Source organism: Brucella sp. NBRC 14130 (assembly GCF_040371715.1).
Lineage (GTDB): Bacteria > Pseudomonadota > Alphaproteobacteria > Rhizobiales > Rhizobiaceae > Brucella > Brucella intermedia.
The window spans coordinates 382,943-395,445 of record NZ_BAABTE010000002.1 but is presented as its reverse complement, the minus strand read 5'-3'; the positions used below and the strand labels follow the sequence as shown (position 1 = coordinate 395,445).

Below are 12,503 nucleotides of genomic sequence, written 5' to 3'. Positions count from 1 at the left end.
ATTCGAACTGAAGCCCATCGCAATATCACTCGGCCAACCCAAGCCATTGCCTACAATCAGCCAGAGCACGCGCGGAAAGCGCACGCTTCTTGGCAATTGTCTTTTCCTTGCCGCGCAGGCGCTTGCCTTCAGGCTTGGGAACATCGACAGGCGGGAACAGGCCGAAATTGACATTCATCGGCTGGAACGAACGTTTACCGGGTTCGTCATCCGCCACGATATGCCCACCCGTAATATGCCCGAGCAGGGCACCGAATGCGGTGGTTCCCGGAGGCGGCGTCAGTGTCTGTCCAAGCTTTTCCGCAGCAGTGAAACGGCCTGCCAGCAAGCCGATCGCTGACGATTCCACATAGCCTTCGCAGCCCGTAACCTGACCGGCAAAGCGCAGTGTCTCGCGTGATTTCAGTCGAAGCGTAGCGTCGAGCAGCACGGGAGAATTCAGATAAGTGTTGCGGTGAAGGCCGCCGAGACGCGCAAATTCCGCATTTTCCAGACCCGGAATCATTTTGAAGATGCCTGTCTGCGAGCCATATTTCAGCTTCGTCTGGAAGCCGACCATGTTGTAGAGCGTGCCGAGCGCATTGTCCTGGCGAAGCTGCACGACGGCATAGGGTTTAACCGTGGGATTATGCGCATTGGTGAGGCCCATAGGCTTCATCGGGCCGTGGCGCAAGGTTTCCGGCCCGCGTTCGGCCATGACCTCGATCGGCAGGCAGCCATCGAAATAGGGTGTGCCTTCCCACTCCTTGAAGTCGGTCTTGTCGCCTTCAACCAGTGCGGCAACGAAGGCCTCATACTGCTCCTTGTCCATCGGGCAGTTGATATAGTCCTTGCCGGTGCCGCCGGGGCCAACTTTGTCATAGCGGGACTGAAACCAGCACACATCCATATTGATCGAATCAAAATGGATGATCGGCGCAATGGCATCGAAGAAGGCCAGAGCATCCGCGCCGGTTTGCGCCTGAATGGCCTCCGCCAGTGAAGGCGCGGTCAGGGGGCCAGTGGCAACGATGGTCGTGCCCCATTCCGCCGGAGGCAGGCCGGTGACTTCTTCCCGAACAATGGTAATCAGCGGATGGGCTTCAAGCCTGGCCGTGACGGCTTGCGAAAAGCCTTCGCGGTCGACGGCCAGCGCACCGCCAGCCGGAACCTGATGTGCATCGGCGCAAGCCATGATGAGCGAACCGGCGAGGCGCATCTCGGCATGGAGAACGCCGACGGCATTGGTTTCAGCATCATCCGAGCGGAATGAATTGGAACAGACCAACTCGGCAAGCTGCTCGGTCTTGTGGGCATCGGTGCCGCGCACCGGGCGCATTTCGTGCAGTATGACGGGCACGCCCGCCTGCGCGAGCTGCCATGCAGCTTCAGAACCGGCAAGGCCGCCGCCGACGACGTGAACGGGAGTAAGATCGGGTGTGTTTGACATGGCCATTCCCATATCGCCTTTGCAGGGCGCCTTCAATGGAGAAGGCTGGCTAGGACGGGAAACGAGCCGCAAAAAGAAATGGCATCCGTCGCGGGAGGAGGAGCGACGAATGCCATTATGGTAAGACCGGTGTTGGGAGGAGGAGAACCGGTCTTGTTATCGCCAAACCTGGGAGGAGGATGGCTTGGCGATGAACGAAGTCTGGTGGGAGGAGGAGCCAGACTTGGAGAAATCCCTATCGGGAAAATTATGAGGCTCGTGGAATTAGCGAGCCTTGGTCTGGCGAGCCACGAACGGAATGTCCGCGCGGGAGATGCCAAGATCGTTCAGCTCACGGGTGGAAAGCTGGCTGAGTTCATTGACGGTGTCGCGGTAACGGCGCCAGTTGTTGTAAGAGCGAAGCAGGTTCATCGTGCTATTCCTTCATCGTTGAGGAACTGGAGTTCTGTTCAATTCATCTCGTTTGTTGCCCATGATATAAGCTATTGTTTTCGCAGGTTGCAGACCCGACTTTGCATAGCTGCCTTGCGGGCTCTGCACGTCACCCTAAATCGATTAGACTGGCCGGGCACAAAATTGCCGCAAAGCGATTTGATCCCACTCTTTGCCGGCTGCGCGGTTTCCTATATGTTCTCAACCGCTTACGGTTGCGACAGCAACAACTGACGGAATGAGCAGGAGCTAATTTGTCATTTTCCATTTCTGTTGAACGCCTGATAGAGCGATGGCAGCGGGACGGCCTGATCGATGCAGAGACTGCATCGAAACTGAATGCCGACCTTGAAAAGCGAGCTTCGGTCTTCAGTCTCGGTTCCGTTCTGGCCACCCTTGGCGGGCTGCTCCTTGGTGCAGCCGTTATCATGCTCGTCGCCGCCAACTGGCAGGAAATGCCGCGTCTTATGCGCATCGGCCTCATATTCGTTCTTATATGGGCAAGCTATCTTGGTGGTGCGTGGCGGCAAGCGCGGGGTGACAAGCTGTTTCCGCCAGTATGCTATATTGTGGGCGCTGCATCCTTCGGAGCGGGACTGGCGCTTGTGGGGCAAACGTATCATTTGTCCGGCGACATCCATTCCGCCGCAATCTACTGGTCTGTCGGTGTCCTGATTTCGGCCTTTCTTCTGCGCGCCCCGGTGCTGGCTGCATTTGGGGCAGGCGTCGCCTGCTTCTATCTTTCGACATATGTGTTTGACACGTCATCTTATGATGACCTGACCTATCGCTGGATCGGGCCGCTGCTATTGGCGTTCGGTGCCGCTGCGGCGTTATTCACGCGCTCGCGGCATGCGGCGCACCTGTGGGCGATGTTCTCCATAGGCTGGGCTTTGCTCATCTATGCCGAGCGCGAAAGCAATACCGTGCTGGTGCTTATGCTGATCGTGGGTATTGGTCTCATACTGGCCGACGGTTTTGCTCATGCAACAACGCAGAGACTGACCCGCTTCGCTCATCCGCTCGCGGCCTATGGCCTGCTTCTGGCGCTGCTGTCGCTCGTCACGCTTCAGCTCAACCAGATGTTCTCCTATTCCAGCATTTCCGCAGGTCTGGACCGGGATATAGTATATAGCATCTTCATTCTGGCGCTCGCGATCGGAGCGATTGCCGTAGCAGGGCGGAACAATGGCGGGTTGCGCTCCATCGCCTATGCCGCATTTTCGATCCAGGTTCTCTATCTGGCTTTCGAGACGGTCGGCACGATGATCGGCACCTCCGGCTTCTTCCTGACTGCGGGCATTCTGGTCCTGCTGCTGGCGGCATTCGTGCGGCGCATGGAGAACCGGTTCGGAAGGAAAAACAGCGTGGAGGTGCATCCATGACCACCCGGTTCAGATGGCTCTATGTGGGTGCGGCCATAACCGCATTGCTGCAAACGGGCATTCTTTATGCTGCCATTGAAAAGCGCGCCTCGATCCTGCGCTCCGGCGCGGAAGTGACGCTCCAGACGGAGCCTTTCGACCCGCGTGATCTGATGCGTGGTGATTATGTCGTTCTTGGCTACGAGATTTCCAGCCTCGCGCGGAAGGATATCGGCGGTACGCCATCCGCCGGTTCGCGAGCTGTCTATGTGGCGGTAAAGCGCGACGCCAACGGCATAGCGCGGTTTTCACGCGCTTCATTCGCTCCTCTTTCGGACCTTGCTGCGGACGAAGTGCAGATTCGCGGCGAAGCCGCCTATTCCATATCCGATGATCCGCAATCGAATGTTCGTCTCAATTTCGGCATCGAACGATATTATGTACCTGAAGGGCGGGGACGGGCGATTGAGGACAGCCAGCGAGAGCGTCGCATCACCGCGGTCGTTGCCGTCGATCCGAAAGGCGCGCCGGTCATCAAAGCCCTGCAAGAGGATGGAAGGCAGCTCTATCAGGAGCCGCTATATTGACCCTGACGGCACCTCCTTTTTGAAAAGGGTTGGCTGATGTCACAGGATCGCTATATAGAGGCGGAAAAGGGCAGCCAGATCGAACCCGGTAATTCTCTACGGGGAAGGTGGCTTTTTTCCTTTGAACCGGGAAAATTGGATGATATAGAGACGCGCGCTTTCGAGGGGCGGTTCAATATCTGAGACGAATAATGGTGTGTTCTGAGGAATGCGCTTCGGTTCAGAAGCGGATGTGGCGAAATTGGTAGACGCACCAGATTTAGGTTCTGGCGGGAGACCGTGGGGGTTCGAGTCCCTCCATCCGCACCACAATTTACCCTCCTTCATATCACTAACGCATTGAAATAAAACGAAAAACAGCCAAAGTGAAATTTGGCGGTTTACATTTTTGCCCCAAACTGTGATACATATTGTGCTACAAACTGGGTTTTTAAGCTCATTTTTTCGGTGCGATATGGTGGGTTGATGGGGCGTAATTCATCCAAAAGAGATGCCGACAGGTTCCTGTTTCTGAGGTCCGGAAAATACTATTACCGCCGTCGTGTGCCGGACAATCTCGCCCTCCGCGATGAGCGTGCGCCAACGATTCGTGTCAGCCTGAAAACAGATGATCTCGCTCTCGCCCGCGCCAAGCGGGATTTGATGGAAGAGGCGGACAATATCCTTTGGGCTTCCATGGTGCTCGATGAACCCCGTGATCCGGCTCGCTCTCGATATGAAGCGTCGATGAAGCGCGTCGAGGCTCTCGGACTGACCTACCGATCTGCTCAAACGATGAGCGCACAATCATCACTTGATGAAATCGTCACGCGTCTGGAACGCGTTGCCAGTGAGCGGTTGCCGCAAGAGCTGGCACAGGGCGTTGCCGGTGGTATTCCCGTTCCTGATGTGACGGTCAGTAAGGCATTCGAGATCTATTGCGATGAGATCGTGCCGGATGAGCTGGTGAACAAGAGTGCTGTTCAAAAGGCGCAATGGAAAAAGGTGAAGCTGCGGGCCGTGAACAATTTTATCGCTCTCGTCGAGGGCGATAAGGCGATGACCGACATAACGCGTGATGACGCTATGAAGTTATATCGTCACTGGTTGTCCAGGATCGCGCCCAAAGAGGGGAAATCCACTCACTCGGCTTCGTCTGGCAATCGCGACATCGGCAACATGCGGGTGCTTTACGATGCCTATTTCACCTATATCGGCGAGGAAGGCAGGGCTAACCCGTTCGCACGTCTCAACTTCTCTACAAGGAAAAAGCGTTCCCGCCCGCCGTTCCCTCGTGAATGGCTTACCGGAACGATTATGAAGCCGGGAAATCTGGCGACTTTGAATGATGAAGCGCGGGGGATTGTGCTGGCGCTGATCGAAACAGGGGCGAGACCAAGTGAGCTGGCAAACCTGACCGCGTCGTCGATCCGGCTTTCGCATAAGGTGCCGCATATTGCTATCGAGCCGCGCGACGATCCTGACGATCCGCGCGAGATCAAAACGACTTCATCCGAGCGTCTTGTGCCGTTGGTCGGCGTAGCGCTGGCTGTGTTCCGCAAGCACAAGCAAGGATTCCCGCGCTACCGAAATAGAGAGAATGATCTGTCCGCTACGCTAAACAAATATTTTAAGGAAAATAGCCTCTTCCCGACGCCTCAGCATAAGATCTACTCGTTCCGTCATTCTTTTGAGGATCGAATGAAAGAGGCGAACCTGGATGATGAACTGCGGCGGTTGTTGATGGGGCACACAATCGAGCGTCCCCGGTATGGCATGGGCGGGTCGCTGGAATGGCGGCAAAGCGAGCTTAAGAAAATTGTCCTGCCTTTCAGCCCAGCAATCGTCTAGCCTCTAGCCATATGACATCCTCACTCCTTTTCCCGAAGTGAGGCGCGGCCATGAATTGAATATTCCGACGCAATTGAAAGGCACATATGCGCCAGCCAGCTCAGCTTGATTTGGTCGCCGCTTGTTATGATGACGTGCCAGCGGTCCGTTGGTATGTTTCGGCATAGATGCAGCATACCTATATCCGCAAACCTTTTGGCGACCTCATCGGTGAATGCAACATTCCCAGAAATGACGTTTCGTATAACGGCGCGATCCAGACGGCTCATTCCCCACCGCCTTTCAGGGCTTGGCGACCGGCTTTCCCTGTATCAGCCCAAACGCTAATGATTTCATGGTTGCGTGTGCGTAAGAATGGCACAAAGTCAGAGCCTTCGTACTTTTGAGCATCACTTGATCTGGCTTCAATAATCTGGAACTGATCGCCAACCGCCAAGTATTTGCTTGCAACTTCAATTACGCGCTCGCGGGTCGGTTCCTCGGCCAAGTCGTAAACGTTCTCTCCAATGATGCCCGCATGCCATGTCCAAGGTGTCATTCGCTCTGCTCCCCAAGTGCTGATGCGGCGAGCATGGCGCGCCAGCATTGCGACGGGAAATCAGTATACATGATACCCTTACGCTTCATCTCATCTGTCGGCTCCTGTAGAGCGGCGAGGATGGTGGATAGGATGAGACCGGCGGTTTTCACCGTTTCATCTGGTTTGGCGCTTTGCAAGATCGTGCAAATGTCGAACTTGAGCGCTAGGTGTTCCTTACTCGGCATTGCCGGCCTCCTCGCCATGGATCGGGCAACTAGCATTGATGACGAACATGACGTTTCCGTCCTTGTCCTTCACACCGCCCATGTAGCCTTTGCCATGGCCGTTATCGATGACAGGGCAGGTGCATCCCTGTTCGGTTGCTTCTTTGCTGCCTGGTTTGGGTGTCATTGGTTGGCCTCCTTTGCGCGCAAGAGGGCGATCAGAAGTGCGATGGCGGGCATTGCGCCTTCACCTAGATAAGCTTCACCATTGACATGAATGAAGGCGAACGGAGCTTCTCCATCATCTTCAGTTTCGGATACTGAATACCCAACTTTACCGAAGACACGTTTCGCCAGAGCGATAACGGCGTCTACAGAGGCGGTGAAGGGGTTCGAGGAATAACGTGTGTGAGGATCGTAGACTGTGCCGTCTGGCGAAGCTTTCCAGTTCGCCCAATACTCTTCGGCTAAGCCTGATCGGGCTGCCTCGATGCGGCGAACAGCAACTTCAATCTCCGCATCCATCCCCCTGTCAGGCGCGTCTAGCTTGGAGAGGCGGGTAATGAGGTTCTGGGTCATGAAATCACCTTCAATTCTCTAAGAAGGCACATGACGAAGGGCGTCAGGCTGGTCGCGTCATAAATCTCAGCGGTCCAAGCTCCGTCCTCGCCTTCATGCTCTTCCTCGACAGGATGGCAGCGCATTGCGTATTCAATGGCGTTGAAGATTTCTGTTTCGCTCGGTTCTCTCATGACGGCTTCCCTCCCAGCACGGCGTCTATCTGTGTGAGCGTTTCGTCTACGCCAGTATTATGCCTCCTCGTGTCGTAATCTTCGACATAGGGGCGGGCAGCTTCCATCGCCTTTTCAGCAGACGCGAGCTTGGCTTCTAGGACCTCCTGTGCGGTGATTTGTGTCTCTTGGTCCTTGGTTACTCGCTCCAAGAAATTAATCCGCGCATCCTTCGCCGCGTTGTCGGCTTTCAGGTCATTCACCTGTTTGTAGAGGTTGTTGCAGGCTTCTGTCCGCTCTTTAACGGCCACCTGGGCAGCGTCGTGAAGTTCTTTCCATCCGTCCTTCTCCGCCCGTTCCGCCGCCAATAGCTCCTCAGCCTGCGAGCGGGTGACGAGTTCGCGGGTTTGCCAGCCCTTCGCCTTGTACCCCGGAAGGTTATGGGCGGTGGTGTTAGCCCAATAGTCATTTCCACCCGGCTTGAACTGGTATTCCACCGTCTCTATGGCAATTGCAAAGCAATCAACGGTTAAGTCGTCAGCATGATCAGCATTCGCACCGCAGATATCGCAAGTCTCTCCCGGTTGAAGACGACATTCTCCGCACGGATCGCCGCCGACCTTTCGAGAAGGCTGTGGGAAAGCGTCGGCAAAGGCTTCCTTCTCCGTCACCAACTCCCCGCACTTGCCGTCAGTATCCGGCGATACGGGAGCAACGGGGGTGGTGCGGGTGTTCTCTAGACGCTCCGCATCTTCGTCCAAACACGTGTTGCAAAGGCCGTTCGCATTGCGAGGTACAGAACCGCAGCGAACACACGACCCATCAGAGGGGAAGTCATCCTCGTTGGATAAACTGCAATTCCATTTTTCAATTATGCTGCCATCAGCCGATCCGTCGCTAAAGCCAAGCATAGGGCAATCTGTAGGATCAGCATGGATGATGGCATCCGCATCGCCTTCGGAAGGCCATAAAGCACTACGTAACATCATGGTTTTACTGCAAAACGGGCAAGGCTTCAGTTCACTCACCATGACGGTCGCCTTCCAAATATTCGTTAAAAACAGCCGCCGCTTTCGCCAAGTCGTCAATGTGGATAAAGGCGCGACGGAAGCCGTCAGGATGAGCTTGCACCTTGATGCGGTAACCAGCCTTGCGAACGGCGGTCGCGGCGGCTTCGTGATCTGGCCCGCACAGATCGCACAAGTTCGGCCATCTCACGCCGGCAAACGTGCGGTAGCATTGCGATTGGTGCTTAATCGCCATGACGGTCGCCTCCTGATGGGTGGGAAGCCGCCAACTCGCGACCGGCTGGCGTGATGCAATAGCCAGCCCCCGCGAAGTCTCCATCGTCGGTGGTTAATCCGCGCCAGAACTCAGCAAACCCTTTGCGCGCCAAGGCACGAACTATGCGGCGGACTTCGGGAATGTCTTCTGAGTTGGCGACTTGGGCGATTCGCTTGAAGTTGGCGCAAAACTCGCCATAGGGTGCGGTGCACTCGTCCAGGGCGATGAGAATCCGCTCATGGTGGGGAAGTAGCTTGCTCATTCTTCACCCTCCGTAGCTGATGCTGAAAGGCGGTCGAGCCGTTCGATTTCAGCTAGGATGAGTGCGCCAGCCTTGATCAGATTGCGGCGATAGCCGTCAGGCTTCCACCAAGCGTCGGACCATGGCCACTTCAATGGCACAGTTGGGAGGTGACTGCGTTCCTTTGCTGTAATGTAGCAGAGCGCAGCGCGAGCCATTTCACCATTGCTATGTTCATCATCGTGCTCCGGTGTCCAGCCTTCTGCCTCGATCTGGCGGCGGCGCTCGGCCAGCACGTCACGCGCTGCAACTGATTGGTCCGGAGCAACTGCCGCCATAGCGCGCCACAACCGGCTAACGAGATCGCTATGTGTCTCGCTTTCTTCCCATACGAGATCGAGCGCGGCTTTGACCATTGCCGGGGTCGCTTCGAAAGGAAGTGTCGTCACGAGTACGGGAAGAGAAAGCCGGGTCGCCAGTCCGTTCTTCTCGCTCGTGGCGTTGAACTTGGCGGCAATTGCCGCATCCAGATCAATGCCAGCATCCATCGCGACAAGATCCGTGCAAATGACGATATCGGCCAGTTCCTCGGCAAGATGCTCATTCGTGTCACGTGATCCGACAAGCCCGATGCGCTCACGTTCCAGCTTCTTGATGACATTGCAGGCCTCGCCGACTTCACCGGCAAGCTCGGTGGCGCGAAATGTCATTGATACGCGTTCGCTGCCGGTGTTCCATTCCTGATCGCGGGCGACGTTGGCGGCGCGCAGATTGGTCATATTCATGGTCGGTTGCCTTGTTCCTAAGGTGAAACTTGCGTTCGAGCCTGTAAGCGACTGATTGCCTTGGCTACTACGTCCTCAGCGTCTCGCAATTTCTCCAGTTCGGATTCCAGGCGCTTCCATAGCGGAACCATAAGGACGGCTTCGCCCTTCGGTGCCCCAGCCATGATCCGCGCGAGGATGTCGAGCGCATTTTCTACGCGCTCGGCAGTCATTGGAGGTTTTTTGCGAGATCGGGCCATTACTCGGTCTCGACTGGTTGGCCGTTCTGGAGGATGTAAAACGTATCCGGCTTAATATCGTTCTGACCGGCGACGCCTGCCCATACCGCGATGATTTCCATCTGGTCGTTACGTTCGACGAGGAACAGCGCACAGCCTTCCTTGCCGCGTACCTTGCCCTGATAACCCGTTGCGGTGGCAGCGCTCTGGATCCCTGTTGCGGTGGCAGCGCTCTGGTATCCTGTTGCGGTGGCAGCGCTCCGGTTCCCCGATGCGGTGGCAGCGCTCCGCCATCCGGTTGCGGTGGCAGCGCTCCGCCATCCGGTTGCGGTGGCAGCGCTCCGGTTCCCCGATGCGGTGGCAGCGCTCCAGTCTCCCGATGCGGTGGCAGCGCTCCGGTTCCCCGATGCGGTGGCAGCGCTCTGGCATCCTGTTGCGGTGGCAGCGCCCTGGTCTCCCGATGCGGTGGCAGCGCTCCAGTCTCCCGATGCGGTGGCAGCGCTCTGGTATCCCGTTGCGGTGGCAGCGCCCTGGTCTCCCGATGCGGTGGCAGCGCCCTGGTCTCCCGATGCGGTGGCAGCGCTCCAATGTCCCGATACGGTCGCAATCGCTCGGTCGCCCCGAACCTCAATCAGTTCCCTTTCGCCGGTTGCATGTTGGCCATCGATCCGCTTGGCACGGTCGACGATGTAGCGCACGGCTGCGGCAATCAGTTCCGGGATCTTCAATTCGGCTTTGATGGTGATTTCGGCGGCTGCAATTTTGGTGTCTTTACCTTCCTTGCTGGTATCGCCGGAAAGCTCTACCTCTCCATAACGACTGCTCGCTGGAGGATAATATCCGAACACATCAAGAGGGTATTCGCAGGCATGGAAACCGCTTTCGCAAGCGACGACGCTGCCTTGGTGTTGGAAGCTCTTGTTTAATTCAAACTGGAAGCCACGGCAGCGCAGCTCGGCGTCAAAGCCTTTGTATGCGACAATCTTAGTCATGCGGATCCAAGCCCCTCTCGCGGGTGATTTTGAACTGATGAATCAATCGGTTTGCCGCTAATCGCGGCATTGCCTCGCGCCTCTCCGGCACGGTTACTGTGGTGATGAGTGATGCGACCGCTGCCAGTAGGCCTTCGGTCAAACCGTCCAGGGCGTCTTCGGCAGACGCGCCGGATGTGCGGATCTCGCGCCACTGGTTGAAGATCGTATCGAGAACGGCATCGCGGGTTTCGTCCGCTATGGCCTGCCGCTCTTCCTGATCTGACCAACGGGCCATAAAATTCGGTCGATCAGCCGAAAATTCGCGATGCCAGAATGGCTGCGCAGGCGACGCATGCAATCAGGGTGGACAGCACGATCATGAAATTCAGATCGTTGTCCTCACTCTGGTATGCTGTCGGCAGGTGAAAGCCGCCTGTCTCGGTTTTAAACTCGTGATTATCCTGCATGGTTACGCATCCTTACCGGTGAGAATCGGCATCGGGTTCTCGCTCGGCTCGAAAAATCGGCACGACAACGCGCGATGCGGGATGGCTCGCTTTGCTTTGTTGAGGATGGGCTTGAGGCAGTAGGCGTCTTTCGGCTCGCCCGGAAAGAGCTTGTGCTTCTTTCCATTTCGCTTGGGGGGGGGGCAAACTTTTCGACATAGTTGCCGTGTTCATCTTTGATGAACTTTGTCTTTCCCCAATGCTTACACTGGCGGCAGGTCGTGCCTTTCGGTCCCGTTCCGGCGATATGCGCCTGTCCGAGATAAGTGTTGCGGATAGGGCAATCGAAATCCGCTGCCGTCATGTGCGGGCTGATATTGAAATGCTCTGCCATGTCACAATCCTTTCCGTGTGGCGTTGGTCCTTACGGAAGCTGTTTCGAGCGCGACCAAGACCACTGTGCAGCCTCGCTGAGTTGCGCCCATGATGGTCGCGGGTCGCCGTTCTGATATTGGGGGCAGGCTGCGAGCGATGCTTCATAGGCCATCTGGCCGATCAGCGTAGGGTCGTTCCGGATAGCGGAATCTTTCGGGTAATCGTTCATGATGACGCCTCGTCGTTACCTGGACACGTCTCCACCACAACCCAGCCATGCGGCAGGATCGTCTCTTGCAAAAATGATCCGTCTGACTGCAAATGAAATCGGAATTGGATTTCTGCAAAGGCGGGCTGTTGATTATGGATGCCAAAGAACTGCGCGATCATGCGCAATGGGCTATAGCGCTTGTCGTGGCCGGGGTTGCGATGGGTGTTCCATCCATTGTCGCAAGCGATAAGAACGCCTTTTTGATTGCCCTTGGCATGATCCTGTATGGCGTAGGACAAATGCGGAATCGTCAGATACAGCAGTCGATCTACTCCGATGACTTTGGAAGGCCAGTCGGCACCATCACGGGCAACCCGCACAGGTTCACGCTTGTCGGAACAACACTTAGCCTTGTCGGCATCGGCCTGTTTTGCTTCGGGCTTTACCGTCTCGTTCTTAGCTGAGCCATTTTTTATCATGCCACCCTCCACGATCTGGAAGGATCGGCGCCACTTAAATGTAGCGTTCGATCTTGCGGATTGAGCGACGGCGGGCGAGGGCAGTGGCGCGTGCGCCATAACGCTCGACAACATCCTTGCTAAATCCGTAGCTTTCCAATGTTTCTGGGGTGACGTTCTGGCCGGAAAAGGCCATTTCCAACATCGTGTCGGCAAGCTTGCCGATGATGCTCTGCGCGCAGAGTGGCGCTGGCTTGGCAATTGGTGCGGTTTGGTACTGGATCATCGTGCTTCTCCGTTAGAGATGGGAGAACCGATGGCGCTTGTGCTCATTCCCGATCTAGCGCCACCGGCTTTCCGTTGGGGGCACTATATCGATATCGGTAAAATAACC

The 12,503-nt window shown here is 56.3% G+C and carries 21 protein-coding genes and 1 tRNA gene; 4 read left to right on the top strand and 18 right to left on the bottom strand.

The annotated features are described in order from the left end of the window. Positions 1 to 25: 25 nt before the first annotated feature. A complete protein-coding gene (gene trmFO, locus ABWW28_RS05495) occupies positions 26 to 1,429 on the bottom strand; it encodes a methylenetetrahydrofolate--tRNA-(uracil(54)-C(5))-methyltransferase (FADH(2)-oxidizing) TrmFO (protein ID WP_031345980.1) in 1,404 nt (467 codons plus the stop codon). A 264-nt stretch (positions 1,430 to 1,693) separates the two neighbouring features. Next, positions 1,694 to 1,840 carry a DUF1127 domain-containing protein gene (locus tag ABWW28_RS05490; protein WP_006466676.1) on the bottom strand — a complete coding sequence of 49 codons (147 nt, stop codon included), beginning with the start codon at positions 1,838 to 1,840 and terminating at the stop codon, positions 1,694 to 1,696. Between the two features lie 275 nt (positions 1,841 to 2,115). Here ABWW28_RS05490 and ABWW28_RS05485 point away from each other — a divergent pair, with 275 nt between their 5' ends. The 4 genes from ABWW28_RS05485 (at position 2,116) to ABWW28_RS05470 (ending at position 5,642) form a co-directional block, all read left to right on the top strand. Next, positions 2,116 to 3,246 carry a DUF2157 domain-containing protein gene (locus tag ABWW28_RS05485; RefSeq protein WP_021585064.1) on the top strand — a complete coding sequence of 377 codons (1,131 nt, stop codon included), beginning with the start codon at positions 2,116 to 2,118 and terminating at the stop codon, positions 3,244 to 3,246. Then, positions 3,243 to 3,812 (top strand): GDYXXLXY domain-containing protein, encoded by a 570-nt coding sequence (locus tag ABWW28_RS05480; protein ID WP_021585065.1) that lies wholly within the window; start codon positions 3,243 to 3,245, stop codon positions 3,810 to 3,812. The genes ABWW28_RS05485 and ABWW28_RS05480 overlap by 4 nt, the downstream gene beginning before the upstream one ends. 226 nt (positions 3,813 to 4,038) lie before the next feature. Continuing rightward, positions 4,039 to 4,121: transfer RNA gene (locus tag ABWW28_RS05475), tRNA-Leu, on the top strand. A gap of 156 nt (positions 4,122 to 4,277) precedes the next feature. Beyond that, positions 4,278 to 5,642: a DUF6538 domain-containing protein gene (locus ABWW28_RS05470; protein ID WP_278434429.1), complete on the top strand. Its 1,365-nt coding sequence runs from the start codon at positions 4,278 to 4,280 to the stop codon at positions 5,640 to 5,642. Between the two features lie 20 nt (positions 5,643 to 5,662). On the opposite strand, the gene ABWW28_RS05465 is transcribed toward ABWW28_RS05470, so the two are convergent. The 16 genes from ABWW28_RS05465 to ABWW28_RS05390 all read right to left on the bottom strand — a co-directional run bounded on the left by ABWW28_RS05465 (position 5,663) and on the right by ABWW28_RS05390 (position 12,395). After that, positions 5,663 to 5,911, bottom strand: a complete 249-nt coding sequence (locus ABWW28_RS05465) for a hypothetical protein (RefSeq protein WP_353390496.1) — start codon at positions 5,909 to 5,911, stop codon at positions 5,663 to 5,665. After that, complete coding sequence (locus ABWW28_RS05460) at positions 5,908 to 6,180, bottom strand: hypothetical protein (RefSeq protein ID WP_353390494.1); 273 nt, start codon at positions 6,178 to 6,180, stop codon at positions 5,908 to 5,910. Before ABWW28_RS05460 ends, ABWW28_RS05465 begins: the two co-directional genes overlap by 4 nt. Beyond that, entirely contained in the window at positions 6,177 to 6,407 is a 231-nt protein-coding gene (locus ABWW28_RS05455) for a hypothetical protein (RefSeq protein ID WP_353390492.1), read from the bottom strand. The genes ABWW28_RS05460 and ABWW28_RS05455 overlap by 4 nt, the downstream gene beginning before the upstream one ends. Continuing rightward, entirely contained in the window at positions 6,397 to 6,573 is a 177-nt protein-coding gene (locus ABWW28_RS05450; RefSeq protein WP_353390490.1) for a hypothetical protein, read from the bottom strand. Before ABWW28_RS05450 ends, ABWW28_RS05455 begins: the two co-directional genes overlap by 11 nt. After that, positions 6,570 to 6,965: a hypothetical protein gene (locus ABWW28_RS05445; RefSeq protein ID WP_353390488.1), complete on the bottom strand. Its 396-nt coding sequence runs from the start codon at positions 6,963 to 6,965 to the stop codon at positions 6,570 to 6,572. The genes ABWW28_RS05450 and ABWW28_RS05445 overlap by 4 nt, the downstream gene beginning before the upstream one ends. Then, positions 6,962 to 7,138: a hypothetical protein gene (locus tag ABWW28_RS05440; RefSeq protein ID WP_353390487.1), complete on the bottom strand. Its 177-nt coding sequence runs from the start codon at positions 7,136 to 7,138 to the stop codon at positions 6,962 to 6,964. Before ABWW28_RS05440 ends, ABWW28_RS05445 begins: the two co-directional genes overlap by 4 nt. Beyond that, positions 7,135 to 8,148, bottom strand: a complete 1,014-nt coding sequence (locus ABWW28_RS05435) for a hypothetical protein (protein ID WP_353390485.1) — start codon at positions 8,146 to 8,148, stop codon at positions 7,135 to 7,137. Before ABWW28_RS05435 ends, ABWW28_RS05440 begins: the two co-directional genes overlap by 4 nt. Beyond that, complete coding sequence (locus ABWW28_RS05430; protein WP_353390483.1) at positions 8,138 to 8,380, bottom strand: hypothetical protein; 243 nt, start codon at positions 8,378 to 8,380, stop codon at positions 8,138 to 8,140. The genes ABWW28_RS05435 and ABWW28_RS05430 overlap by 11 nt, the downstream gene beginning before the upstream one ends. Continuing rightward, the gene (locus ABWW28_RS05425) at positions 8,370 to 8,663 is read right to left on the bottom strand and encodes a hypothetical protein (protein ID WP_353390481.1); all 294 of its coding nucleotides are present in this window, start codon (positions 8,661 to 8,663) and stop codon (positions 8,370 to 8,372) included. Before ABWW28_RS05425 ends, ABWW28_RS05430 begins: the two co-directional genes overlap by 11 nt. After that, positions 8,660 to 9,427 carry a MazG-like family protein gene (locus tag ABWW28_RS05420; RefSeq protein WP_353390479.1) on the bottom strand — a complete coding sequence of 256 codons (768 nt, stop codon included), beginning with the start codon at positions 9,425 to 9,427 and terminating at the stop codon, positions 8,660 to 8,662. The genes ABWW28_RS05425 and ABWW28_RS05420 overlap by 4 nt, the downstream gene beginning before the upstream one ends. Before the next feature lie 238 nt (positions 9,428 to 9,665). Next, on the bottom strand, positions 9,666 to 10,637 hold the full coding sequence (locus tag ABWW28_RS05415) for a DUF7666 domain-containing protein (protein ID WP_353390477.1): 972 nt from the start codon (positions 10,635 to 10,637) through the stop codon (positions 9,666 to 9,668). Next, complete coding sequence (locus ABWW28_RS05410) at positions 10,630 to 10,914, bottom strand: hypothetical protein (RefSeq protein WP_140019604.1); 285 nt, start codon at positions 10,912 to 10,914, stop codon at positions 10,630 to 10,632. The genes ABWW28_RS05415 and ABWW28_RS05410 overlap by 8 nt, the downstream gene beginning before the upstream one ends. Before the next feature lie 13 nt (positions 10,915 to 10,927). After that, on the bottom strand, positions 10,928 to 11,086 hold the full coding sequence (locus ABWW28_RS05405) for a hypothetical protein (protein ID WP_158304330.1): 159 nt from the start codon (positions 11,084 to 11,086) through the stop codon (positions 10,928 to 10,930). A gap of 403 nt (positions 11,087 to 11,489) precedes the next feature. Next, complete coding sequence (locus ABWW28_RS05400) at positions 11,490 to 11,669, bottom strand: hypothetical protein (protein ID WP_151607626.1); 180 nt, start codon at positions 11,667 to 11,669, stop codon at positions 11,490 to 11,492. Next, entirely contained in the window at positions 11,666 to 12,130 is a 465-nt protein-coding gene (locus tag ABWW28_RS05395; protein WP_353390474.1) for a hypothetical protein, read from the bottom strand. Before ABWW28_RS05395 ends, ABWW28_RS05400 begins: the two co-directional genes overlap by 4 nt. 34 nt (positions 12,131 to 12,164) lie before the next feature. After that, complete coding sequence (locus ABWW28_RS05390; protein ID WP_353390472.1) at positions 12,165 to 12,395, bottom strand: hypothetical protein; 231 nt, start codon at positions 12,393 to 12,395, stop codon at positions 12,165 to 12,167. Positions 12,396 to 12,503: the final 108 nt, after the last annotated feature.

What these genes read in the sequence shown, in the direction of transcription:
- ABWW28_RS05480 (WP_021585065.1), top strand. Translation starts at nt 3,243, where the DNA reads ATGACCACCCGGTTCAGATGGCTCTATGTGGGTGCGGCCATAACCGCA.
- ABWW28_RS05465 (WP_353390496.1), bottom strand. Translation starts at nt 5,911, where the DNA reads ATGAGCCGTCTGGATCGCGCCGTTATACGAAACGTCATTTCTGGGAAT.
- ABWW28_RS05435 (WP_353390485.1), bottom strand. Translation starts at nt 8,148, where the DNA reads ATGGTGAGTGAACTGAAGCCTTGCCCGTTTTGCAGTAAAACCATGATG.
- ABWW28_RS05390 (WP_353390472.1), bottom strand. Translation starts at nt 12,395, where the DNA reads ATGATCCAGTACCAAACCGCACCAATTGCCAAGCCAGCGCCACTCTGC.
- ABWW28_RS05420 (WP_353390479.1), bottom strand. Translation starts at nt 9,427, where the DNA reads ATGAATATGACCAATCTGCGCGCCGCCAACGTCGCCCGCGATCAGGAA.
- ABWW28_RS05430 (WP_353390483.1), bottom strand. Translation starts at nt 8,380, where the DNA reads ATGGCGATTAAGCACCAATCGCAATGCTACCGCACGTTTGCCGGCGTG.
- ABWW28_RS05470 (WP_278434429.1), top strand. Translation starts at nt 4,278, where the DNA reads ATGGGGCGTAATTCATCCAAAAGAGATGCCGACAGGTTCCTGTTTCTG.
- trmFO (WP_031345980.1), bottom strand. Translation starts at nt 1,429, where the DNA reads ATGTCAAACACACCCGATCTTACTCCCGTTCACGTCGTCGGCGGCGGC.
- ABWW28_RS05405 (WP_158304330.1), bottom strand. Translation starts at nt 11,086, where the DNA reads ATGCAGGATAATCACGAGTTTAAAACCGAGACAGGCGGCTTTCACCTG.
- ABWW28_RS05395 (WP_353390474.1), bottom strand. Translation starts at nt 12,130, where the DNA reads ATGATAAAAAATGGCTCAGCTAAGAACGAGACGGTAAAGCCCGAAGCA.
- ABWW28_RS05425 (WP_353390481.1), bottom strand. Translation starts at nt 8,663, where the DNA reads ATGAGCAAGCTACTTCCCCACCATGAGCGGATTCTCATCGCCCTGGAC.
- ABWW28_RS05455 (WP_353390492.1), bottom strand. Translation starts at nt 6,407, where the DNA reads ATGCCGAGTAAGGAACACCTAGCGCTCAAGTTCGACATTTGCACGATC.
- ABWW28_RS05460 (WP_353390494.1), bottom strand. Translation starts at nt 6,180, where the DNA reads ATGACACCTTGGACATGGCATGCGGGCATCATTGGAGAGAACGTTTAC.
- ABWW28_RS05450 (WP_353390490.1), bottom strand. Translation starts at nt 6,573, where the DNA reads ATGACACCCAAACCAGGCAGCAAAGAAGCAACCGAACAGGGATGCACC.
- ABWW28_RS05415 (WP_353390477.1), bottom strand. Translation starts at nt 10,637, where the DNA reads ATGACTAAGATTGTCGCATACAAAGGCTTTGACGCCGAGCTGCGCTGC.
- ABWW28_RS05440 (WP_353390487.1), bottom strand. Translation starts at nt 7,138, where the DNA reads ATGAGAGAACCGAGCGAAACAGAAATCTTCAACGCCATTGAATACGCA.
- ABWW28_RS05400 (WP_151607626.1), bottom strand. Translation starts at nt 11,669, where the DNA reads ATGAACGATTACCCGAAAGATTCCGCTATCCGGAACGACCCTACGCTG.
- ABWW28_RS05490 (WP_006466676.1), bottom strand. Translation starts at nt 1,840, where the DNA reads ATGAACCTGCTTCGCTCTTACAACAACTGGCGCCGTTACCGCGACACC.
- ABWW28_RS05410 (WP_140019604.1), bottom strand. Translation starts at nt 10,914, where the DNA reads ATGGCCCGTTGGTCAGATCAGGAAGAGCGGCAGGCCATAGCGGACGAA.
- ABWW28_RS05445 (WP_353390488.1), bottom strand. Translation starts at nt 6,965, where the DNA reads ATGACCCAGAACCTCATTACCCGCCTCTCCAAGCTAGACGCGCCTGAC.